Here is a 20641-nt window from a genome sequence, read left to right on the forward strand (position 1 = left end):
GCCCACCAGCGTGGCCGTCAGCACGCCCGTGGCCTCCGGCCGGTAGGACAGCCGGACCGGGACCTCGCCCGGCGCCATCCGTGTGGGCAGCCCGGACGCGGAGAAGGGGGCGGCCAGCGCCGTCCACTCCACGTCCAGCGTCGTCCGGCCCGCGTTCACCACCCGGAGCTCCACCACCCGCTCCACCTGGGGGTAGCTGGCCGGGAACGTCAGGGCCTCCTGGGAGACCCGTAGGAGGCTCCGGGCGCCTGTCAGCGGGGGTTCCTCCCGGCAGGCGCTTCCGAAGGCCACCAGGGCCGCCAGGGCCATTGCCAGGGCCATCGTCAGGCCCCCACTGCCCACCGTCCGCGTGCGCGCCATCGTGCCCTCCTCGCCCTGCCTTTACACCCCTCTCCATTCCCCTGTCCCACGGCATCCCACCCGTCGGGGTTTCCGGATTGGGCATTTCCGTGCCTGAATTTTTTTCAGTCCCAAGGGTTTCGAGCACTTCCAACCCCCCGGAACGACAGGCCTGTCGCAGGGTACGGTTCTGGCAACGGGCGCGGGGATGACCCTGGCCGGCCCGCCGCACGATTCTCAAGGATTGCAGGCATTCACGGTGCTCATCGCCCGGGGTGTGCAATCCACCGTGGACGGCCTGTCGGCGGAGGTCCGGCGGGCGGTGCTGGCCGAGTTGTTCCGCATGGGCACCCAGGCTTCCGAGAACCACTCGGGGCACACGCCCTGTCCTCCCTACACCCTGCGCCTGGACGTGGCGGACTGCCGGATGCACGTGGAGCTGGACCCCATGCGTACCCGGCTGTCCCTGACGGGCCTCACCCGGCCCCGGCCGCACTGAGGACCTTGGTGAACGAGCGGTGGACGTATGGGCAGATGCTGCCCCGGCGCGCGGGCTACGAGGAGAGCTGGGAGCTCACCTACCGCGTGGAGCAGCTGAGGGAGCTGGTGGGCCAGGAGCTGCACCTGGACTCGGCGCTCGCCGAGGAGCTGGACGACACCCTGGCCCGCCTGGTCCAGCGCAACCAGCGCCTGCGGGGCCTGCAGCGCATGATGGCCGCGGACCGGGAGCCCGAGGACCTGGTCATGCACCGCGCCGCGCTGGAGGACCTGGACCGGCAGCTGCTCCAGGAACTGCCCGGGCTCTTGGAGCGGCTTCGCGCCACGCTCCTGTAGCAGCGTGTCCCGTCTTGTCCCGCCTGCGTTCGCCGTCCGTGGATGCCTGTCGGTTTCCGACTTGTGCACGGGCCCTGCTTCTTTTCACCAGTCTAATTGGAGTGTTGATCAACTGGTAGAAGAGGTAGGGGAAGCCGAGTTGGGGACAAGTCAGCAAGCTCGCGGATTCATTCACGAATCGGCGATCTGCTACATGTGGGCAAATTGCCGGTTTCCCCCGGGCATCCACAAGGGGGCTTCCGAGCCCCCGGTTGTCCACAGGTCCATCCACACCATCCACAGGTGATCCACAGGGACCTGGGGGGCATGACCCCGGCAAGGAAGGGCCCCGGATGCAACAGCCCTGTTATGGTCCGGCCCGGCTTTCATACGACGCGGGCGCCCTTTTCCCAAGGCGCTGGAGGATGAGCTCATCGACTTCCATCGGGGCGAGCGCATCGGGAAGTACGAGGTGCTCACGCAGCTGACCGTGGGCGGCATGGCGGAGCTGTTCCTGGGCTACACGTCGGGCCCGGGCGGCTTCCGCAAGTACGTGGTCCTCAAGCGCATCCTCCCGGACGCGCGCTCCAATGATCAGTTCGTCCGCATGTTCCTGGACGAGGCGCGCATCACCGCGGCCTTCAACCACCCGAACATCGCGCAGGTGTTCGACCTGGGGGAGGAGGACGACGGGCTCTACCTGGCCATGGAGTTCATTGGCGGGCAGAACCTGAACCAGGTCACGAGCGCGTGCCTGAAGAAGCGCCAGCCGGTGCCGCTGGCCTTCACCCTGTCCGTGGCCCGCGACGTGTGCCTGGCGCTGCACTACGCGCACACCTTCACGTCCCCCGGCGGCGAGGCGAGCCCCGTCATCCACCGCGACGTGGCGCAGAAGAACATCATGGTGACCTACGACGGCACCGTGAAGCTGCTCGACTTCGGCATCGCCAAGGCGAAGAACAGCCTGGAGCGCACCAGCGTGGGCACGGTGAAGGGCACCACCGGGTACATGTCCCCGGAGCAGGTGCGCGGCGATCCGCTGGATGGCCGCAGCGACCTGTTCTCCGTGGGCGTGGTGATGCACGAGCTCATCACCGGCGAGCGGCTCTTCGCGGGCAAGACCGAGCGCGACGAGATGGTGAAGATCCTCGAGGACGCCATCCCGTGGCCGTCCGTGCTGCTGCCGCACATCTCCGAGGACATCTCCCGCGTGGTGATGCGCGCGCTGGAGCGCAACGTGGACCGCCGCTACCCGTCCGGGCGGGACATGGCGCGCGCCATCGAGAAGGCGGCCGGCGGCAAGCTGATGGACGCGGACCAGCGCGCCGCGCTCATGAAGAGCCTGTTCGCGGAGCGCATGGCGGCCACGCGGTCCCTGCTGGAGAGCGCGGACGTCACGACGAGCAGCCAGGTGCTGGCGTCGGCGAAGCGGGCGCTCCAGAAGGATGACGGCCCCTACCTGCCCGAGCGCAAGGCCACCGCGCTCAGTGTCGTGGAGGCGCGCAAGAAGGCGGAGATCGCGAAGCTGCGCGCGGAGGCGCCCGGCAGCGACGAGACCGCGCCTCCGGTGAAGCGCTCGAAGCTGGGAGGGGTGTGGGCGCTCCTGTCCTTGTCGCTGTTCCTGGGCCTGGCCTACGGCGCGTTCCGGCTCACCCAGCTGCTGGAGGCCGAGGAGAAGGCGCCCCCTCCCCCGCCCATGGGCCTGGGCGCCATGGTCCCCATCCGGCCGCCCAACGCCCCCGTGCCCGGCGAGGACCTGGACGTCGCGGAACCAGACAAGGACAAGGACACCAGGGACCGCGGTGACAAGGACACCAAGGACACCAAGGACACCAAGGACCGCGACCGGGCAGTTGCGAAGGACCGGGACAACGACCGGGACGATGCCACCGCCAACCGGGGCAGCCGCGGCCGCAAGAGCAAGGGCGAGGTGACGCTCTTCCTGGATGAGCCCGCGGAGATCTTCTTCAAGAACAAGTCCCTGGGCCGCGCGCCGCTGGTGAAGCACTCCCTGCCGGTGGGACAGGCGGAGCTGGTTCTGGTGGGCGAGGACAAGAAGCGCCGCGTGCTCGCCGTGCCGGTGGAGGCGGGCAAGCCCGTGCGCCTCAACCTCAAGCTGAAGGAGCTGCCGGGCCGCTAGAGCCCCGTCCGTTCCGGCTTGGACGAAGACACGCTCGAAGGAGCGGCACGGGCGGAGGGCGTCCGCTATCTTCCGCCCTCACATGGCCCTCTCCCTTGGCTTCCTGATGGACCCGCTCGAGAGCGTGCGGGTGGACCACGACACGACGTTCTCGCTGATGCTGGAGGCACAGCGGCGGGGGCACGACGTCTACTACTTCGAACAGGGGTGGTTGCGCTTCAACGGCCGGTGCTCGGAGGCGCGCATGCGCCGGGTGAAGGTGCGGCGTGAGGTGGGCCACCACTTCGACGTGCTGAGCGAGGACGTGCGGCCGCTGTCGAAGCTGGATGTGGTCTTCCTGCGCAAGGACCCGCCGGTGGACGCGGACTATCTGCACGCCACGCAGCTGGTGGAGCTGTGTCCGGACCGTTCTCCCATCTTCATCAACAACCCGTCCGGCATCCGCGACGCGAACGAGAAGCTCTTCACGCTGAACTTCCCGGACCTGATGCCGGAGACGCGCGTCACGCGTGAGCTGTCCGTGGTGCTGGAGTTCGCGGCGAAGAACCCGCAGGGCACCATCCTGAAGCCCATCGACGGGTTCGGCGGCAAGGGCATCCTGTTCCTCGCGCCGGGGGACCGCAACGCGCGCTCCATGGTGGAGCTGCTCACGCAGGGCGGGAAGGAACCCATCCTCGCGCAGGCGTACGTGCCGGAGAGCCGCCTGGGCGACAAGCGCATCATCCTGGTGGACGGAGACCCGGTGGGCGCGGTGCTGCGCGTGCCGTCGGACGCGGACCACCGGGGCAACATGGCCGCGGGCGGCACGCCGATGAAGGCGGAGATCACCGAGCGTGACCTGCTCATCTGCAAGCGCCTCAAGCCGTCGCTCCAGGAGAAGGGGCTGACGCTGGTGGGCATCGACGTGCTGGGCGACTACCTCACGGAGGTGAACGTCACCAGCCCCACGGGTCTGGTGGAGGCCAGCCACCTGGACGGCGTCTCCTGCGAGGCGCGCGTGCTGGACGTCGCCGAGCGGATGCACGGCGCGCGCTGACCGTGGAGCAGCCCGTCAGGCTGGAGGACGGCGAGACGCTGGACTCCATTGGCACCGCGGACGTGCGCGTGTTCCAGCGCCGCACGGGCTACCGCTTCACGTTGGACGCGGTGCTGCTGGCGCACTTCGCGGCCACGGAAGGGCAAGACCTGCCCGGGCCCGTGCTGGAGCTGGGCGCGGGCAGCGGCGTGGTGTCGCTGCTGCTGGTGAAGCAGTTCGGCGTCGCGGGCCCGGTGGATGCGCTGGAGCTCCAGCCCGCGGTGCACGGTCGGCTGACGCGCGCGGTGGCGCTCAACGGGTGCGAGGGCCGGGTGCGGCCGGTGCTCGGGGACCTGCGGCAGGCACGGTCGTTGTTCACGCCAGGGGTCTATGGACAGGTGGTGTCCAACCCGCCGTTCCGCCGGGCCGAAGCGGGCGTGGTGAGCCCGGACGCGGAGCGGGCCGTGTCCAAGTCGGAGGTGGCGTGCGATGCGCCGTCCGTGGTCGCGGCGGCGCGGCATGCCCTGCGGCCCGGTGGGGGCGTGAGCCTGGTGTATCCAGCGGCGCGGCTGGTGGAGGTGCTGGGGGTGCTCGCGGGCGCGCGGTTGTTCCCCCGGGTGCTGAGAGCCGTGCATGCGCGGGTGGATGCGCCCGCCACGCGCTTCCTGGTGCAGGCGCTGCGGGATCAGGACCGGGGCCTGTCGGTGCGTGCGCCGCTCATCGTCCATGGCGAGGGACCCGGCGGCTACAGCGCGGAGGTGGCGGCGCTGATGGACGTGCCGCTGGCGGAGCGGAACGGGGGTTGAGTGCCCGGCCGCTGAGCGTCGGGCCCTGCGAGCGTCGGGGCCGGATGAGCGGATGGGTCACAACGTAAAGGGCACTTCACCCACCGGACGTCCGCGTCCGACGAGGAGAGCCCCATGAACGTGACGATGCTCAACGAACAACCGTCGCTGCTGAAGTCGGCCGCGTTGCTGCCTCCGCGCCTGTCGCTGGGCGCGACGATGATCCATCACGGCCTGGCGAAGCTGAAGAAGGAAGGCATGGAGCAGCAAGTGGGCATGTTCGAGCAGCTGGGCATCAAGCCCGGCAAGCCGTGGCTGCTGGCCACGGGCATCACGGAGCTGGTGGCCGGGGTGAGCTCCATCCTGGGCATCGCGACGCGCTTCACGGCGGTGTCCGTCATCGTCACGCAGGCGATGGCCATCGCGAAGGTGCACAGGAAGAACGGCTTCGACATGACCAAGGGCGGCTACGAGTTCAACCTGGCGCTCATCGCCATCGCGCTCGGGACGCTGATGCGAGGGCCCGGACGGCTGTCCCTGCACGGCGCGCTGGAGCAGCGGGTGAAGCGCAGGGAGCTGAGGCACTTCCGGTTGCTGCCGCGTCAGCGCCGGGGCTCGATGCTGCTCGACGCGCTCGGGTAACCGGAACCAGGGCCTTCAGGGGGTGTGGGGGTGTCGCCTGCCCGTCTGCTACCGAACCGGGCCCGTGGGTGGCGCCCCTGCCCCCGCTTCATCCCGTAAGATGCGCGGGCCATGGCCCCCCCGTCCGTCCTGCTGATGCTGGCGCTCGCCGCGCCCGCCGCGTCTGTCCCCAACTTCTCCACAGCCGAGTCCTCCAGCACCGCGCGCCTCACCGCGGCGGGCATGGCCTCCGTGCGCTCCGTCATCCGGGACGCAAGCACCGGGAGGTTGGAAGCCGCGGGCCTCGCGTCCGTGACGGCCGTCGCCCAGGACCCCTCCCCTGCCACGCCCGCGACGGACACGGTGCCGGCCACGGGCGCCGCGCAAAGCCAGACAGAATCCCTCTCCGAAGCGGGCCGCATCGCCGTGGAGGCCAGCGTCGGTGCCCTGCGCGCCGCGGCCCTCGTGATGCACGGCAAGGCCGGCGCGTCCGGCCTCGCCACCGTGGGCAACCCGGACGAGCACTACGCCCGGGGCGTGGCCGCCCTCCAGTCCAAGGACTCGCGCACCGCCATCGCGGAGCTGTCCGCGTGCGTGCAGGCCGCGCCGTCCCGCGCCGACTGCCGCTGGGAGCTCGGCTGGGCGTACTCCGTCGAAGGCCGCTGGGCGGACTCCCTCACGCAGTGGACGCAGGTGCGCGCGCTCAATCCCAACCAGCCGGACCTGGAGGGCGCGCTCACGCAGGCCCGCAACCAGGCCGCGCTCCAGGCGAAGCTCGCGCAGCCCGTGGACAGCACGCCCCGCCCTCCCCCGCCGCCGGGCGCGAAGCTGCGCATCCGCGCCGCCGGTGACCTGATGCTCGGCACCACCGTGCCAGAGGGTTACATGCCCCCCGAGGGCGGCGGCAGCGTCATCGCGGCCGTGCGCCCCCTGCTGGAGGACGCGGACCTCACCTTCGTGAACCTGGAAGGGCCGCTCTGCGACACCGGCAAGACCACCAAGTGCCGCTCGCCCGCGAACTGCTACGCGTTCCGCTCCCCCACGTCCTTCGGCGAATACCTGAAGGAAGCCGGCGTGGACGTGGTCTCCACCGCGAACAACCACTCCGGCGACTTCGGCGAGGAGTGCCGCCGCGCCACCGAGTCCACCCTGGACGCGCTGGGCATCGCCTGGAGCGGTCCGCCGGGCAGCGTGGCCACCGTGGAGCGCAACGGCCTGAAGATCGGCCTGGTGGCCTTCCACACGTCCGCGGGCTGCAACCACCTCAACAACCTGCCCACCGCCACCGCGCTGGTGAAGCAGACCGCCGCCACGCACGACATCGTCATCGTCTCCTTCCACGGCGGCGCGGAGGGCGGCAAGGCCCTGCATGTGCCGGCCGGCAGGGAGATGTTCTTCGGCGAGGACCGCGGCGACCTGCGTGTCTTCACCCACGCCGTGGTGGACGCGGGCGCGCACCTGGTGCTCGGTCACGGCCCGCACGTCGCGCGCGCCATGGAGTTCTACCAGGGCCGCCTCATCGCCTACTCCATGGGCAACTTCGCCACCTACGGCCGCTTCAACCTCAAGGGTCCGCAGGGCCTGGGCATGATTCTCGAGGTGGAGCTGGACAGCCGTGGCGGCTTCTCCAACGGCCGCATCCTCCCCACGAAGCAGGTCGGTGAAGGCATCGCCCAGCCGGACCCGGCCGCCAACGTCGTCTCGCTGGTGCGCAAGCTCACCACCGAGGACTTCCCCGACACGGGCGCCCGCATCGCGGACGACGGCCGCCTCTCTCCGCGCAAGTCGCCCGTCACGGCCTCCAGCACCGCGCCGTAGCGCCGAGCCTTCACGACAACGCCGCACCCGCACCCACGGGCGCAGCACCTCCGTGGGTGTTTTGTGTGTCACGCATCGCGCATCACCGTCAGGGAATGCGCGCTTTGTTGAAGCCGGGCTGCTGCCTGGGCTGCCGTGCGCTTCATTGCGCCTCCAAGCGTGCCGCGCCGTGCAAGGCGTGCGTGGGCGGCGTGCGCTAAGACAGTCATCGACGTGCCTGCCCATCGACTCCCACGACTGACTTCGCTGCGCCCCTTCGAATACCCCGGCTATTTCGCGGTGTGGGTGGGCGCGCTCATCTCCAACATCGGCACCTGGATGGAGACGGTGGCGATGGGCGTGTACGTCACGCAGACCACGGGCCGCGCGGAGTGGACGGGCGCCATCGTCGCGCTGTCCTTCCTGCCCGCGGTGGTGCTGGCGCCGGTGGGCGGCGCGCTGGCGGACCGCTTCGACCGGCGCGCTTACGCGGCGGTGGGCGCGCTGCTCCAGGCGGCGCTCGCGGCCGTGCTGACGGTGCTGGCGTTCCGCGGGCAGCTGTCGGTGTCCGTCATCGGCGTCATCTCGTTCCTCAACGGGTGCGTGAGCACGCTCACCTATCCGGCCTTCTCCGCGCTCTTGGCGGAGCTGGTGCCGCCGGAAGACCTGCACCTGTCCACCAGCCTCAACTCCGCGCAGTTCAACCTGGGCCGCATCATGGGGCCCACGCTGGCCGCGTTGGTGTTGCAGGCGGGCGGGCCCGCGTGGGCGCTGCTCGCGAACACGCTGTCCTTCTTCGCGGTGCTGGTGGCGCTGTGGCGCGTGGTGCCGCCCGCGCGGGACCCGTCCGTGAAGCGAGAGCCGCTCTGGGACGGCATCCGCCGCGGCATCACCGTGGCGCGCGACGACGAGGACATCTCGCTGGTGCTGGCGGCCACCTTCTTCGTGGCCGCGCTGGTGGCGCCCTTCATCGGCCTGGTGCCGGTGTTCGCCATCCGTGAGCTGGGCCAGGGCGCGGCGGCTACGTCGCTCTTGGTGACATGCCAGGGCGCGGGCGCGGTGACGGCGGCCTTGTGCGTGGGCACGCTCGCGGAGCTCTTCGGGCAGCGCAAGCTGCGCGGCTACTCGGCGACGACCATCGCGTTGCTGTCGGGCGTGTACTGGCTGGCGCCCACGCTCCAGGTGGCGGCGGTGTGCATCTTCTTCCTCGGCGCCAACTACCTCATCCTGATGAGCAGCCTGAGCGCGGCCTGCCAGAACCGCGTGCCGCGGGAGCTCCAGGCTCGCATGGGCAGCCTCTACAGCATGGTGCTGGGCGCGGGTTATTCGCTGGGCGTCTGGTTCCAGGGCGCGCTGGCGGACCGCATGCACCTGCGCTTCGTGACCATCGGGTGCAGCGCCATCTTCCTCGCGCTGGTGCTCACCACGCGCCTGCTCAAGCCCGCGCGCTTCGAGAACGAGCCTCTGGCCCCGGCCCAGGCCGAAGTGCGGCCGTTCTCCGACAGCGCGCACTGACGCACCGTCAGTCCTCCTCCAGGTCCCGCTTCAGCTTCGTCAGCAGCTTCACCGCGTGGGTCGCGTAGGAGCTGATCCACCGCGCGTGGATGTCCTGAATGGGCGCCGCGTTGAGGTGGTTCCACCGCGTGCGCCCCTCCTTGTGGGACAGCACCAGCTCCGCCTTCTCCAGGACCTTGAGGTGCTGCATCACGGTGCAGCGGTCCAGGGTCTTCTCGAAGTGCTCGCACAGCTCCCCGGTCGTCCGGGGCGCGTCCTTCAACAGGTCCAGGATGGCCCGCCGGCGCGAGTCCGCCAGCGCCTTGAAGATGAGGTCGTCCCGATCGTCACTCCTTGACATGTTATATTTATATAACCTATTTGCGGGCAGGACCAGTTCACGGACAGGGGTGCCCCATGGAGCCGAAGTTCCAGGTGCAGTTGAAGATCCGCAAGCCGGTGGCGCAGGTGTTCGAGGCGGTGGTGAACCCCGCGAAGCTGAGCGGCTACTTCGTGAAGACGAGCAGCGGTCCGCTGGCGGCGGGCACCACGGTGAAGTGGAGCTTCGCGGAGGCGCCGGGCGAGTTCGACGTCATCGCGCGCGAAGTGACTCCCAACGAGCGCATCGTCTTCGAGTGGCCCACGGACGACGGCTACAACACGCGCGTGGAGATGAACTTCGTGCCGTTGGACGCAAGCAACACGATGGTGAAGATCAGCGAGTCCGGCTGGAGGCCGGATGAGAAGGGCATCACGGCGTCCTACGGCAATGCGGGCGGCTGGATGCACATGATGCTCTGCCTCAAGGGCTACCTGGAGTACGGAATCAACCTTCGGGAGGGCGGGGCGTTCTGAAATCCGCGCCGCGGGGGAATGTCCCGGACAGACTGCCGTTCCCTCGCGTCCCGTCGCCGAAGGAGCCCCATGCCGTCCGTCCGCGTCCCCGCCCTGCTCCTGTCCGCCCTGCTGCTCTCCGCGCCCGCCGCGAACGCGCAGGAGCCCAAGCGCGCCCCGGAGGCGCTGGGTCTGGGCATGGAGGGCTACCCCTACCCCGCCCCCGTGCAGTTCCTGCCCGTCAAGCTGGAGGGCCAGGACCTGCGCATGGCGTACATGGACGTGAAGCCCACGGGCAACGCCAACGGACGCACGGTGGTGCTGCTGCACGGCAAGAACTTCTTCGGCGCGTACTGGAAGGACACCATTCGCGTCCTCACTGGCGCGGGCTACCGCGTGGTGGTGCCGGATCAGATTGGCTTCGGCAAGTCGTCCAAGCCGGCCATCGCGTACAGCTTCCACACGCTGGCGTCGCTGACGAAGCAGGTGCTGGACACGGTGGGCGTGAAGCAGGCCGCGGTGGTGGGCCACAGCATGGGCGGCATGCTCGCGACGCGCTTCGCGCTGATGTACCCGGAGGTGACGACGCAGCTGGTGCTGGAGAACCCCATTGGCCTGGAGGACTACCGCGAGTCCGTCCCCTGGAAGTCCACCGAGGACCTCTACCAGGAGAACCTCAAGGCCACGGAGGAAGGCCTGCGCAAGTACCAGCGCGGCTACTACGTGAAGTGGAAGCCCGAGTACGACGAATACGTCCAGGTCCTCTACCGCCAGACGCTCAGCGGTGAGTACCCGCGCCTGGCCTGGGTGTCCGCGGCCACGCAGACGATGATCTACGAGCAGCCGGTGGTGCACGAGTTCCCGTTCGTGAAGGTGCCCACGCTGGTGGTGATTGGTCAGGAGGACCGCACGGTGGTGGGCAAGGGCAGCGTGCCGCCCGCGCTCCTGCCGAAGCTGGGGCAGTACCCGGCGCTGGGGAAGAAGACCGCCGCGGCCATCCCGGGCGCCACGCTGGTGGAGCTCCCGAACGTGGGCCACATCCCCCACTTCGAGTCGCCGGAGAAGTGGCACTCGGCCCTGCTGGACTTCCTGCGGAAGGTTTCGAAGTAGTCTCCCGCCGCATGCATCGCATCCGCGTGGTGCGCCACGCGTCCGAGCGGGGCGGCTGGGAGATGGCGCTGGCCACGCCGCCCCCGGGGTTGGCGCCGCTCATCCGGGACTACTGCGGCTTTCGCGAGGCCATGCCCCAGCCCATGCGCCGGCAGGAGCTGCCCGGCGTGCAGGTGGTGCTCATCCTGGAGTTCGGTCCGCTGCTGAAGCACCTGGATGACGCGGGCGGGGTGACGCGGCATCGCTCCGGCTTCGTCGCGGGCCTGGATGAGCGCTGGAGCACCACCGAGCACAACGGCGAGTCCCACGGGCTCCAGGTGAACCTCACGCCGCTGGGGGCCCGGCGCCTCTTCGGCCTGCCCATGCACGAGCTGGCCCATCGGGTGACGGGCCTGGAGGACCTCTGGGGCGGCGAGGCGCGGCGGCTGGTGGAGTCCCTGGCGGAGGCGCGGGACTGGGCGGCGCGCTTCGCCATCGCGGACGCGTTCCTGCTGAAGCGCGCGGAGCGGGGGCCGCCAGTGGATGCGGGCGTGAAGTGGGCGGTGGAGCGCATCCAGCGGACGGGAGGCCAGGTGGACATCGCCACGCTGGCGAGCGAGCTGGGCCACAGCCACAAGCACCTCATCCACCAGTTCCATGAGCAGGTGGGGCTGCCTCCGCGAAGGCTCGCGCGCCTGTTGCGCTTCGACCGGGCAGTGGAGCGCATCAAGTCCGGAGGTCCGGTGCGCTGGGCGGAGCTGGCACTGGAGCTGGGCTACTTCGATCAGGCGCACTTGAACCGGGACTTCCGCCAGTTCACCGGAGGGCCGCCGTCCGCCCTCCTGCGCCGTGCGCTTCCGGACGCGGGCGGGTTCGAATCCGGCGCGTAGGTAAAATCCGTCCAAGAAGGTCCGCGGGCGGATGGGCAGGATGCATGGTGAAAGGAAATCACACCATGTCCCTGCCCAGCCTCTATCCCTTCCTCCACTACGCCGACCCCGAATCCGCCCTGCGCTTCCTGAAGCAGGCCTTCGGTTGCGAGGAGCGGGTCGTCTACCGCAAGCCTGACGGCGCCATCGCCCACGCGGAGCTGACGCTGGGCCATGGGCTCGTGATGTTCGGCGGCGCGGAGGGCGGCCGGCTGAAGATGGCCGCGTCGAAGGACGTGCCCCTGAAGAACCAGGGCATCTACGTGGTGGTGACGGACCCGGATGCGCTGTACGCGCGAGCGAAGGCCGCGGGCGCGAGCATCGCGATGGAGCTGCACGACACGGACTACGGCTCGCGGGACTTCAGCGCGCTGGACCCCGAGGGGAACGTCTGGAGCTTCGGCACGTACCAGCCGCTCGCGGTGCCTCCGCCGAAGGGGTGAGGCGCCTTCGTCGACGCGAGTGGGTGTCCATGCAAGGCTTTCCCCATGAAGCTCTTGCTGGGACCCATCCTGTACGCCCGGGCGCAAGCCACGCCGGACCCGAAGTCCCACGACGTGTGGAGCTTCTTCGTCAACGTGTTCCTGGACAGCACGTCGGCGAAGAAGCCTCCGGCGTTGAGGCTGTGCTTCCGGGACGCGAAGGGCAAGCGGGTCGCTGTCTTCGACGAGGCGAAGCCCGCCGCGGACCTCACCGCCCTGCCCAAGGACACCCGGGGCGTGGTGTGGCGTTGGGAGGTGGTCCTGCCGCGCACGGACGTGGCGCAGCGGCTGTCCTATCACTTCGAATCGCCAGACACGCCCGGCGTGCCGGTGACCTTCGAGCGTCCGACGCCGCGAGACAACCGGCCGTGGTCCTCGAAGGTCATCCCGCCGGAGCCGCTGGTGGTGTCCGACGTGGTCGTCCCCGCGAAGGGCGTGTCGCCGAACATCGCGTTCTTCTCCTGCAACGGCGCCAGCCGTGCGAGTGATTGGAGCAACCTGGCGCAGCCCTTCGCGCTGTGGGATCGGATGCTGCAACAGCATCAGAGGGACCCGGCGGATCCAGCGAAGACGCCGGGCTTCCAGCTGCTGCTCGGGGGTGGGGATCAGCTCTACGCGGACTCGCTGCACAACACGCTGGATGTGTTGAACGCGTTCATGAAGCTGCCCCGGTCGGAGCGGTTGAAGCTGCCGGTGCCAGACGGGCTCTCGGAGAAGCTGTTCGCGGAATACGTCTGGCTCTACCGGGAGCGGTGGGGCGGGAGCCAGGGCATCGCGCCGATGCTGCGGCGGGTGCCGGGGCTGTTCATGTGGGACGACCACGACATCTTCGACGGGTGGGGCTCGCACGAGGACCTCCAGCAGGCGCCCTGGTACCGGGCCCTCTACAGCGCGGCGGCGCGGGCGTTCGAAGCCTTCCAGCGGGGTTGGCTGGAGCAGCCGGCGAAGGCACGCGAGCCGGACGACCGGGGCGTGGTGAAGCCCGCGCAGCACTATTTCCAGACGTTCTGTTTCTCCACGGCGGACTGCGACCTGGACGTGGTGTTGCTGGATTTGCGGAGCGGCCGGACCAGCCGGGTGTTGGACACCGGGGACGCGCATCCGCAAACCGAGTTCACGGTGATGAGCCGCTCACAGTGGGACGCCTTCGACGCGTGGCGAGAAGAGCACCGCCAGCGACCGGAGAACGGCAAGAAGGCGAGGCACGTGCTGGTGGTGTCGTCGGTGCCGCTGGTGCACCTGCGGTTCGGTCCGGCAATGGAGCGGATGAGCGGAGGGGGCGTCGAGCTGCGCGACGACCTGTTGGACCAGTGGGAGTCCTCGGTGCACCGGGGCGAGCGCACGCGGTTGTTGATGAACCTGTTCTCGCTGGCGAGGAAGTCCTACTGCGCGGTGACGGTGTTGTCCGGGGACGTGCACGTCGGAGCGAGGGCGCGCGTGCGTTCACGCAATCCGGACCACCTGGTGCCCGCGTTGGGCACGGTGGGTGAGGTGTTCATCGAACAGGCGACGTCCTCGCCCATCGTGCATCCGCCGCCGGGGTGGCTCGCGTTCAAGGGGATGCTGGCGTTGTCGGAGGATTCCCGAGAGGACCTGCCAGGGTTCCTGCAGACGGAGCTGTTGCCGGTGGGCAAGGAGCTGTACCTGCGGGACCGCAACTGGCTGTCCATCCGGCTGGAGCGGCCCAAGCACCGCGACACGACCGCGCGTCCGAAGCTGTGGGTGAAGTGGATCGCGGAGAAGGAGAACCTGCCCATGGAGGTGGTGGTGGAGCCCCCGCCCTTCCCCGCCGTGGGCTGAGGGGCTCAGCGGACCGGGAGCTCACGGAAGGAGATGCCGGTCCATCCGCCCTGCTCCACCGCGTCCTTGAAGCGGTCCGTGCCGATGAGGACGGTGCTGTAGTTGCCGACTCGGAACAGGTCCGTGTCCGTGGGCAACGAAGCACCATCCAGGATGGGATCGTCCGGAAGACGGAGGCCCAGGCGCCCGCAGGTGGCACACGGCGGCGCCAGATCCGGCGGGAAACAATCCGGATGCAGCAGGCCTCTGGGCTCCAGCTGAAGTTCGAGGACGTCCGGAGGTTCCTTCTGCCGGAAATGCAGCTCGGTCCGACAGCCTTGAAGCCCACGCACGCCTGCCGACTGGAGGGCTTCGAGCGTGTCACGTCGCAAGACGATCAGGCTGCTCTCAAGTCCGGCGAAGCCTTCGAACTGACCGGAGGCGCGGCCCACCAGCGGGCCGAAGTGGGTGGCAGGTGGAAGCCTTGCGTTGGGAGGAGTCAGGGGACGCACCAACTCCCGGAGACGAACGAACTCGGAGAAGGGCTCTGCTCGGGGCTCTTCGAACTCCGCCAGCTCTGGCATTTCGGACAAGTCGACGCCTGGATAGGCCTGAGCGGAGGTGCCCCAGGTGGCTCCACACCCCGGGCAGTTCTTCAGGCCTGGCAGCCCCCATTTATGAGCGGCCTCGACGAGACCATTGCGGCGAAAGTTGACGGTCTCGTCGTGGCGAAGGTCGAAAAATCGGGTCATGAGCGGTCAGTTGTACTTCTCGATGGGACCGCCAAGAAGTTGGAAACGGTAGATGAGTTCCCCAGCGTGTTTGAAGATCTCCGCAGGCTGGGCGCCGTCGTTCTTCTGTTTGAACTCACGCCAGGCCTTGTTCCACAAGCCCCCCTTGGGAGCATCGCTGTGGATACGTCGGTGGACATGCACGGGGATGGGGATCGTGTACTGGTGGATGTCGACGCCTCGCTCCTTGAACCACGCGGCGAGGTCCGGGGCCTGCGGGAAGATGTGGTGCTTCTCGAATTTGCCCGCCGGCAGCCGCCGCTGAGGAGGCACGGGCTTGGGTGTCCCGTGCCAGGGGAACACCATCACGGGTTCCGGGTCGCCCGGCAGGCCCATGCTGGCGCCCCAGTTGCGCCGGGGTCCGCTTCCCGGCGCGGGAGCCACGGCCACGGGTGGCGGACGGGGTGGTAGTCCGCGTGTGAGCACCACCTCCCCGGGCACGTCCTCGCACCGGAAGAAGCCGCACGCCGTGTCCCCACAGACCAGGGTCACACAGGCGTCCGCGCTGGCGTCACCGCACTCCGCCTCGGCTTCATCCCAGCGCTGCTGGAGCGGCGTGCTGGACGCGCACGCTGCCATCCACAGCGCCAGGAACATCAGCATCTTTCGCATGGCGGAAAAACCTACTCATGTCCAGCGTCCCTGTGACCAACGTCAGACTTGAAGACCTGGGCAACGCAACGACCCTCGAAGCCTTTCGCGATCCCCGGTGGGACGCGGAACTCCGCGCCTTCAAGGGACTCAATCCCTGCATCATCCGGAGCATCGACACAGGCGTGGAGGTCCCTGGAGGCATCGACACGGGTGACGGTCCCTATGTCATCCAGATCAACGGCTCGCTCAAGACAGCGGACCATCTTCATCTCTGGACCGACGACTACGTTCCCGGGCTCGTCATCGTCCGCGGAGATCTCCACGCCCGAACGCTGTCATTCGGCAACGGAGCCCGGAGCTTCGTCGAGGGCTCTGTCCTCATGGAGGACTGTCTCTTCGGCCAGTACGGAGTACTTCGACCCCTCGGTGCTCGACCGCTACGGCGACCTCCACTTCCGTCGGGCCGTGGAAGCCGCACGTGCCGGTCAGTCGCTGTTCCTTCCCGGCGTCGAGGAGCGCTTTCCCCAGAGGCTGTCTTCACGAAGGACAGCGTAGGATTTCAGGAACGCACGGGCAGTTCGCGGAAGGAGATGCCGGTCCATCCGCCCTGCTCCACCGCGTCCTTGAAGCGGTCCGTGCCGATGATCATGGTGCTGAAGTTGTCCAAGCGGAACAGGTCCCTGTCGGTGGGCAACGAAGCACCGTCGAGGATGGGGTCGTCCGGACGACGAAAGTACTGATGTCCGCAGGTGGGACAGGGCGGCGCCAGGTCCGGAGGAAGGCAGTCGCGGTGCAGGAGGCCGCGCGGTTCGATCTGGAGCTCGAGGATGTCCGGAGGCGTCTTCTGCCGGAACCGCAGCTCCGTCTTGCAGCCCAGCAGTCCACGGATGCCCGATGCCTGGAGACCGTCGAGTGCGTCGCGGCGGATGAGCATCAGCGAGGTCCCCTGCCAGGTGAACGGCCCGAACTGACCGGACGCAGTGCCTGTGAGTGGACCGAAGCTTGTTCCAGGAGGAAGCGATGCATCCGGTGGCACCAGTGGGCGCACCAGTTCCCGGAGACGGACGAACTCGTGGAACGGCTCGGCTCGAGGCTCCTCGAATTCCCGATGCTCGGGGATGAGTGAAAGGTCCACGGCGGGGTACTGACGTCCCCATCCAGCCGAGGTCACGCCGCATCCAGGACAATCCTTGATGCCGGGCAGGAACCATTTGTGCGTGGCATCGAAGTCTCCGCTGTAACGGGATGTGGCTGCTTCGTCGTCACGGAGCCAGAAGAAGGAGGGCATGGACCGTCAGGCCTCAGATGGGTGAAGGCTCAGTTGTACTGCTGGATGGGACCACCCAGGAGTTGGAATCGGTAGATCAGCTCCCCAGCATGCTTGAAGATCTCCTCTGCGGGAGCGCCCCCATTCGTATTCCTGAACTCGCGCCAGGCCTTGTTCCACAAGCCTCCCTTGGGACCATTGCTGTGGATACGCCGGTGGACATGCACGGGAATGGGGATCGTGTACTGATGGATGTTGATCCCCTTGAGCTTGAACCACGCAGCAAGGTCCCGAGCCTGCGGGAAGATGTGGTGCTTCTCGAATTTCCCCGCCGGCAATCGCCGCAGAGGAGGCACGGGCTTGGGGTTCCCATACCAGGGGAACACCATCACGGGTTCCGGGTCGCCCGGCAGGCCCATGCTGGCGCCCCAGTTGCGCCGGGGCCCGCTTCCCGGCGCGGGAGCCACGGCCACGGGTGGCGGACGGGGTGGCAGTCCGCGTGCGAGCACCACCTCCCCAGGCACATCCTCGCACCGGAAGAAGCCGCACTCCGTGTCCCCACAGACCAGGGTCACACAGGCGTCGCTGCTCGCGTCGCCGCACTCCGCTTCAGCTTCATCCCACCGCTGCTGGAGCGGCGTGCTGGACGCGCACGCCGCTATCCAAAGCAACAGCACACAGGACGTCAGGCTTTTCCTCATGAAGGAAAGCCTACTCATGAACCAGGGCGTCCCCGCCACGGTGGTAGCATCAGCCAATGGGTTTCTGGAAGACGCTGTTCGGGAAGAAGAGCAAGGAGCAGCGGGTGACTTCGAGGGTCATCTCCGTGCTGCCGCCAGAGCGATTCCTGGCGGGAGGACTCCCCCTCCACGCAGTCGCGGGGACGCTGCATGACCCTCACGGAGGGCCCGATGGCTTCGAGGTGAACCCAGCCTTCGTGGCACTGCTCCACCAGGTCGTCCGCGAGTGCGCGCCAGCCGATCCAGGCGCCCAGGCCGAGGCACAACGCATCGGCAAGGGGTGGCTTTACATCTCGGATCAACGGCTGCCTCCCGGTGAGGAGCGTGTGCCTCCCGAGGACATCATCGGCTACTTCACCGTCGAATCCGGACGAATCACTCCCGAAGGCTATACGCCCAACGAGAATCACCGTGTCTTCACGCACCACGGCCTCGTTCGACTTCCTGGGATGCTCCAAGAAGTCCTGGTCACACGAGCCGCCGAAGACATCCGGGAGTGAAACAAAAGCGGCGTGCTGGACACGCACGCCGCCATCCAAGCTCAGGGCAAAGGCCCCTCCACCAATCGCAACACATCCGCGAGCACTCCCGCCGCCGTCACCGCGGCGCCCGCGCCGTAGCCTCGAATCACCAGCGGCGTGGGGCTGTACCGCTCCGACAGGAAGCTCAGCGCGTTCTCGCCGCCTTTCACCGCCGCCAGCGGATGCTCCAGCGGTACCGGCACCAGACCCACGCTCATCCCCTCCGGTCCCACGCTGCCCACGTAGCGCAGCACCTTTCCTTCCTTCCGGTGCGCGTCCACCCGCCTCTGGAAGATCTCATCCGCCTGCGGCAGCCGCGCCAGGAACTCCGGCAGCGGGCCCTTCGCGTCGAACTCCTCCGGCAACAGCGACGCCAGCGCCACCTCCTCCAGCTCCAGCGACCGCCCCAACTCGCGCGCGAGGATGAGCACCTTGCGCGCCACGTCCGTGCCCTCCAGGTCGTCGCGCGGATCCGGCTCCGTGAAGCCCTTCTCCATCGCCGTTCCCACGGCCTTCGACAGCGGCACCCCGGCCTCCGTCAACCCCAGGATGAACGACAGCGAGCCCGACAGGATGCCCTCCACCCGGTGCACCGTGTCTCCCGTGCGCAGCATGTTCTTCAACGTGTCGATGACCGGCAGCCCCGCGCCTACGTTCGTCTCGTAGAGGAACTTCCGCTGGTGCCGCACCGCCGTCTCCCGCAGCGCCTTCCAGTGCTCCTGCCGCCCCGCATTGGCCTTCTTGTTCGCCGTCACCACGTGCAGCCCGGACGCCATCAGCGCCGGATACCCCAGCGCCACGTCCTCGCTGCTCGTGCAGTCCACGAAGATGGGCCGGCCCGGCCGCCTCGCCTTCGCCCACGCTTGGAACGTATCCAGCGTGAAACCCGACTCGCTCGCATCCAGCCGCGCCTTCCATCCGTCCAGCGCCACGCCCTCCGGCGCCACCAGGCTGTGTCTGCTATTCGCAATGGCACACACGCGCAAATCCAACCCGTGTGCCCGCAGCTTTGGCGCCTGCTGATGAATCTGCCGCAGCAGCTCCCCGCCCACCGTGCCCACGCCCGCCACCAGCAGCTCCACCACCTCCGTGGTGCCAAAGGCCTTGCGGTGCACGTGTGCCATGGCACGCGGCCCGTCCTCCCTCGAAATCACCGCGGAGATGCTCCGCTCGCTCGACCCCTGCGCGATGGCCGCGATGCTGCAATCCACGTCCGCCAGCGCGCTGAAGAACGTCCCCGCCACGCCCACCCGGTGCCGCATCCCGTCTCCCACGATGCTCAACACCGCGAGCCCCGGCTGGTGCTCGATGGGGTCCACCTTCCCCGCCTCGCGCTCCACCTCGAACTCGTCCTCCAGCGCCAGCACCGCCCGCGTGGCCTCCGTCTCCCCCACGCAGAAGCTGATGGAGGACTCGCTGGAGCCCTGCGTAATCAACACCACGGAGATGGACGCCAGCGCCATCGCCTCGAAGACGCGCGCGGCCGTGCCCGGCACGCCCTTCAACCCCGCGCCCGCGATGTTGATGAGCGCGATGTCCGGCAGGAAAGACAACCCCCGCACCGGGTGCCGTGAAGCCGGCGCCGTGGCCGTCACCCGCGTGCCCGGATGCTCCGGACGGAAGCTGTTGCACACCCGCACCGGGATGCCCAGCTCTCGCGCAGGGGCAATCGTCTTCGGATGCAGCACCTTCGCGCCGAAGTAGGCCAGCTCCATCGCCTCCTCGAAGCTCACCTCCTCCAGCGTGAACGCCTCCGGCACCAGCCTCGGGTCCGCGCTGAAGATGCCGTCCACGTCCGTCCAGATCTCCAACATCCGCGCATCCAGCGCCGACGCCGCCAGCGCCGCCGAGTAGTCCGACCCTCCCCGCCCCAGCGACATCGTCTTGCCGCGCGCATCCCCACCGAAGAAGCCCGGCATCAACATCAGCCCCGGCCCGCCCTCACGCAGCGTCGCGAACCGCGCGCGGATCTCCTCCACCCGGGGCGTCGCCTGCAGCGGGTCTCCCGAGCACACCAGCACCTGCCTCGGGTCCAGGCTCACGGGCGAAAGCCCCCGAGCCTCCAGCATCGCCGCGAGCAGCAAGCACGACGCCCGCTCCCCCAGCCCCGACAGGTGCGCCAGCACCGACGGCGAGCACTCCCGCAGCAACCCCACGCCCTGCAACAGCCCGCGCAGCTCGACGCCCAGCGACACCAACCCCTCCGCCAGCGGACGCGTCTGCGCGGGCTTCAGGTCCACGCTCAGCGCCTTCGCGATGGCGGAGTGCGTGTCATCGAACCGGGCGCAGGCCTCCTGCACGGACTCGCCCTCCTGCGCCACCTTCGCCGCCTCCACCAACAGGTTCGTGATGCCCGACACCGCGGACGCCACCACCATCACCCGCTCGGCCTTGCGCGCCTCCTCCACCAGCGCCACCACGCCGCGCATCCGCTCCGCATCTCCGACACTGGTGCCACCGAATTTCATCACGCGCATGACACGGCCTCCTCTCGGAACGTCGGGACTCGGTGGCTGGGGCGGCACATCGGAAGCGGCGTCATACGGGTCCTCGGGGTTGGCGACTGGCAGGTGGGGCAACGCAAAAGCCCCGCGCTCGGGAGGAGCGCGGG

General features: G+C 68.7%; 21 protein-coding genes and 1 pseudogene. 14 read left to right on the top strand and 8 right to left on the bottom strand.

Features of this window, described 5'->3' with window-relative positions; all coding sequences use genetic code 11:
• Nucleotides 1-360 (bottom strand): annotated as a pseudogene (locus D7V80_RS18685) (tenascin-X); the annotation flags it as partial.
• Nucleotides 361-583: 223 nt separating this feature from the next.
• Between D7V80_RS18685 and D7V80_RS18690 the strand changes: the two are divergent.
• The 8 genes from D7V80_RS18690 (at nucleotide 584) to D7V80_RS18725 (ending at nucleotide 9025) form a co-directional block, all read left to right on the top strand.
• Nucleotides 584-838, top strand: coding sequence for a hypothetical protein (locus tag D7V80_RS18690; RefSeq protein WP_233585491.1), 255 nt, complete (start codon nucleotides 584-586; stop codon nucleotides 836-838).
• A gap of 8 nt (nucleotides 839-846) precedes the next feature.
• Nucleotides 847-1173: a hypothetical protein gene (locus tag D7V80_RS18695; protein WP_014392885.1), complete on the top strand. Its 327-nt coding sequence runs from the start codon at nucleotides 847-849 to the stop codon at nucleotides 1171-1173.
• A 451-nt stretch (nucleotides 1174-1624) separates the two neighbouring features.
• Nucleotides 1625-3292 carry a serine/threonine-protein kinase gene (locus D7V80_RS18700; protein WP_120589443.1) on the top strand — a complete coding sequence of 556 codons (1668 nt, stop codon included), beginning with the start codon at nucleotides 1625-1627 and terminating at the stop codon, nucleotides 3290-3292.
• 82 nt (nucleotides 3293-3374) lie between these two features.
• Nucleotides 3375-4328, top strand: a complete 954-nt coding sequence (gene gshB, locus D7V80_RS18705) for a glutathione synthase (RefSeq protein ID WP_120589444.1) — start codon at nucleotides 3375-3377, stop codon at nucleotides 4326-4328.
• Between the two features lie 2 nt (nucleotides 4329-4330).
• Entirely contained in the window at nucleotides 4331-5113 is a 783-nt protein-coding gene (locus D7V80_RS18710) for a tRNA1(Val) (adenine(37)-N6)-methyltransferase (protein ID WP_199738748.1), read from the top strand.
• Between the two features lie 114 nt (nucleotides 5114-5227).
• Nucleotides 5228-5734 (top strand): DoxX family protein, encoded by a 507-nt coding sequence (locus tag D7V80_RS18715; protein WP_120589446.1) that lies wholly within the window; start codon nucleotides 5228-5230, stop codon nucleotides 5732-5734.
• 111 nt (nucleotides 5735-5845) lie between these two features.
• Nucleotides 5846-7531, top strand: a complete 1686-nt coding sequence (locus tag D7V80_RS18720; protein WP_120589447.1) for a CapA family protein — start codon at nucleotides 5846-5848, stop codon at nucleotides 7529-7531.
• A 213-nt stretch (nucleotides 7532-7744) separates the two neighbouring features.
• Entirely contained in the window at nucleotides 7745-9025 is a 1281-nt protein-coding gene (locus D7V80_RS18725; protein WP_120589448.1) for an MFS transporter, read from the top strand.
• Nucleotides 9026-9032: 7 nt separating this feature from the next.
• Here D7V80_RS18725 and D7V80_RS18730 read toward each other — a convergent pair whose 3' ends face one another.
• Nucleotides 9033-9365 (bottom strand): helix-turn-helix transcriptional regulator, encoded by a 333-nt coding sequence (locus D7V80_RS18730; protein ID WP_120589449.1) that lies wholly within the window; start codon nucleotides 9363-9365, stop codon nucleotides 9033-9035.
• 56 nt (nucleotides 9366-9421) lie between these two features.
• Between D7V80_RS18730 and D7V80_RS18735 the strand changes: the two genes are divergently transcribed.
• From D7V80_RS18735 to D7V80_RS18755, 5 genes are all read left to right on the top strand, one after another.
• Nucleotides 9422-9859, top strand: coding sequence for an SRPBCC domain-containing protein (locus D7V80_RS18735; RefSeq protein WP_120589450.1), 438 nt, complete (start codon nucleotides 9422-9424; stop codon nucleotides 9857-9859).
• A gap of 69 nt (nucleotides 9860-9928) precedes the next feature.
• Entirely contained in the window at nucleotides 9929-10948 is a 1020-nt protein-coding gene (locus D7V80_RS18740; RefSeq protein WP_120589451.1) for an alpha/beta fold hydrolase, read from the top strand.
• Between the two features lie 11 nt (nucleotides 10949-10959).
• Complete coding sequence (locus tag D7V80_RS18745) at nucleotides 10960-11817, top strand: helix-turn-helix domain-containing protein (RefSeq protein WP_120589452.1); 858 nt, start codon at nucleotides 10960-10962, stop codon at nucleotides 11815-11817.
• A 65-nt stretch (nucleotides 11818-11882) separates the two neighbouring features.
• On the top strand, nucleotides 11883-12299 hold the full coding sequence (locus D7V80_RS18750) for a VOC family protein (RefSeq protein ID WP_121762563.1): 417 nt from the start codon (nucleotides 11883-11885) through the stop codon (nucleotides 12297-12299).
• A 45-nt stretch (nucleotides 12300-12344) separates the two neighbouring features.
• On the top strand, nucleotides 12345-14138 hold the full coding sequence (locus D7V80_RS18755) for an alkaline phosphatase D family protein (protein ID WP_120589454.1): 1794 nt from the start codon (nucleotides 12345-12347) through the stop codon (nucleotides 14136-14138).
• 5 nt (nucleotides 14139-14143) lie between these two features.
• Here the strand turns inward: D7V80_RS18755 and D7V80_RS18760 are convergent, their stop codons facing one another.
• The 5 genes from D7V80_RS18760 to D7V80_RS18780 all read right to left on the bottom strand — a co-directional run bounded on the left by D7V80_RS18760 (nucleotide 14144) and on the right by D7V80_RS18780 (nucleotide 17470).
• Nucleotides 14144-14869: a double-CXXCG motif protein gene (locus D7V80_RS18760; RefSeq protein WP_120589455.1), complete on the bottom strand. Its 726-nt coding sequence runs from the start codon at nucleotides 14867-14869 to the stop codon at nucleotides 14144-14146.
• A gap of 6 nt (nucleotides 14870-14875) precedes the next feature.
• On the bottom strand, nucleotides 14876-15520 hold the full coding sequence (locus D7V80_RS18765) for a TIGR02269 family lipoprotein (RefSeq protein WP_120589456.1): 645 nt from the start codon (nucleotides 15518-15520) through the stop codon (nucleotides 14876-14878).
• Between the two features lie 11 nt (nucleotides 15521-15531).
• Nucleotides 15532-15825, bottom strand: coding sequence for a hypothetical protein (locus tag D7V80_RS18770; protein ID WP_120589457.1), 294 nt, complete (start codon nucleotides 15823-15825; stop codon nucleotides 15532-15534).
• 236 nt (nucleotides 15826-16061) lie between these two features.
• Complete coding sequence (locus tag D7V80_RS18775) at nucleotides 16062-16790, bottom strand: double-CXXCG motif protein (protein ID WP_120589458.1); 729 nt, start codon at nucleotides 16788-16790, stop codon at nucleotides 16062-16064.
• 29 nt (nucleotides 16791-16819) lie between these two features.
• Nucleotides 16820-17470 carry a TIGR02269 family lipoprotein gene (locus D7V80_RS18780; RefSeq protein WP_120589459.1) on the bottom strand — a complete coding sequence of 217 codons (651 nt, stop codon included), beginning with the start codon at nucleotides 17468-17470 and terminating at the stop codon, nucleotides 16820-16822.
• A 56-nt stretch (nucleotides 17471-17526) separates the two neighbouring features.
• Between D7V80_RS18780 and D7V80_RS18785 the strand changes: the two genes are divergently transcribed.
• Nucleotides 17527-18009 carry a hypothetical protein gene (locus tag D7V80_RS18785; protein WP_120589460.1) on the top strand — a complete coding sequence of 161 codons (483 nt, stop codon included), beginning with the start codon at nucleotides 17527-17529 and terminating at the stop codon, nucleotides 18007-18009.
• Between the two features lie 41 nt (nucleotides 18010-18050).
• On the opposite strand, the gene thrA is transcribed toward D7V80_RS18785, so the two are convergent.
• A complete protein-coding gene (gene thrA, locus D7V80_RS18790) occupies nucleotides 18051-20507 on the bottom strand; it encodes a bifunctional aspartate kinase/homoserine dehydrogenase I (protein ID WP_120589461.1) in 2457 nt (818 codons plus the stop codon).
• Between the last annotated feature and the right edge of the window lie 134 nt (nucleotides 20508-20641).

Origin of the sequence: Corallococcus sp. CA054B (genome assembly GCF_003611625.1) — a bacterium.
In the GTDB taxonomy this organism is placed as follows: Bacteria; Myxococcota; Myxococcia; order Myxococcales; family Myxococcaceae; genus Corallococcus; species Corallococcus coralloides.

What these genes read in the sequence shown, in the direction of transcription:
- gshB (WP_120589444.1), top strand. Translation starts at nt 3,375, where the DNA reads ATGGCCCTCTCCCTTGGCTTCCTGATGGACCCGCTCGAGAGCGTGCGG.
- D7V80_RS18715 (WP_120589446.1), top strand. Translation starts at nt 5,228, where the DNA reads ATGAACGTGACGATGCTCAACGAACAACCGTCGCTGCTGAAGTCGGCC.
- D7V80_RS18720 (WP_120589447.1), top strand. Translation starts at nt 5,846, where the DNA reads ATGGCCCCCCCGTCCGTCCTGCTGATGCTGGCGCTCGCCGCGCCCGCC.
- D7V80_RS18730 (WP_120589449.1), bottom strand. Translation starts at nt 9,365, where the DNA reads ATGTCAAGGAGTGACGATCGGGACGACCTCATCTTCAAGGCGCTGGCG.
- D7V80_RS18735 (WP_120589450.1), top strand. Translation starts at nt 9,422, where the DNA reads ATGGAGCCGAAGTTCCAGGTGCAGTTGAAGATCCGCAAGCCGGTGGCG.
- D7V80_RS18740 (WP_120589451.1), top strand. Translation starts at nt 9,929, where the DNA reads ATGCCGTCCGTCCGCGTCCCCGCCCTGCTCCTGTCCGCCCTGCTGCTC.
- D7V80_RS18745 (WP_120589452.1), top strand. Translation starts at nt 10,960, where the DNA reads ATGCATCGCATCCGCGTGGTGCGCCACGCGTCCGAGCGGGGCGGCTGG.
- D7V80_RS18750 (WP_121762563.1), top strand. Translation starts at nt 11,883, where the DNA reads ATGTCCCTGCCCAGCCTCTATCCCTTCCTCCACTACGCCGACCCCGAA.
- D7V80_RS18755 (WP_120589454.1), top strand. Translation starts at nt 12,345, where the DNA reads ATGAAGCTCTTGCTGGGACCCATCCTGTACGCCCGGGCGCAAGCCACG.
- D7V80_RS18760 (WP_120589455.1), bottom strand. Translation starts at nt 14,869, where the DNA reads ATGACCCGATTTTTCGACCTTCGCCACGACGAGACCGTCAACTTTCGC.
- D7V80_RS18765 (WP_120589456.1), bottom strand. Translation starts at nt 15,520, where the DNA reads ATGCGAAAGATGCTGATGTTCCTGGCGCTGTGGATGGCAGCGTGCGCG.
- D7V80_RS18775 (WP_120589458.1), bottom strand. Translation starts at nt 16,790, where the DNA reads ATGCCCTCCTTCTTCTGGCTCCGTGACGACGAAGCAGCCACATCCCGT.
- D7V80_RS18780 (WP_120589459.1), bottom strand. Translation starts at nt 17,470, where the DNA reads ATGAGGAAAAGCCTGACGTCCTGTGTGCTGTTGCTTTGGATAGCGGCG.
- D7V80_RS18785 (WP_120589460.1), top strand. Translation starts at nt 17,527, where the DNA reads ATGGGTTTCTGGAAGACGCTGTTCGGGAAGAAGAGCAAGGAGCAGCGG.
- thrA (WP_120589461.1), bottom strand. Translation starts at nt 20,507, where the DNA reads ATGCGCGTGATGAAATTCGGTGGCACCAGTGTCGGAGATGCGGAGCGG.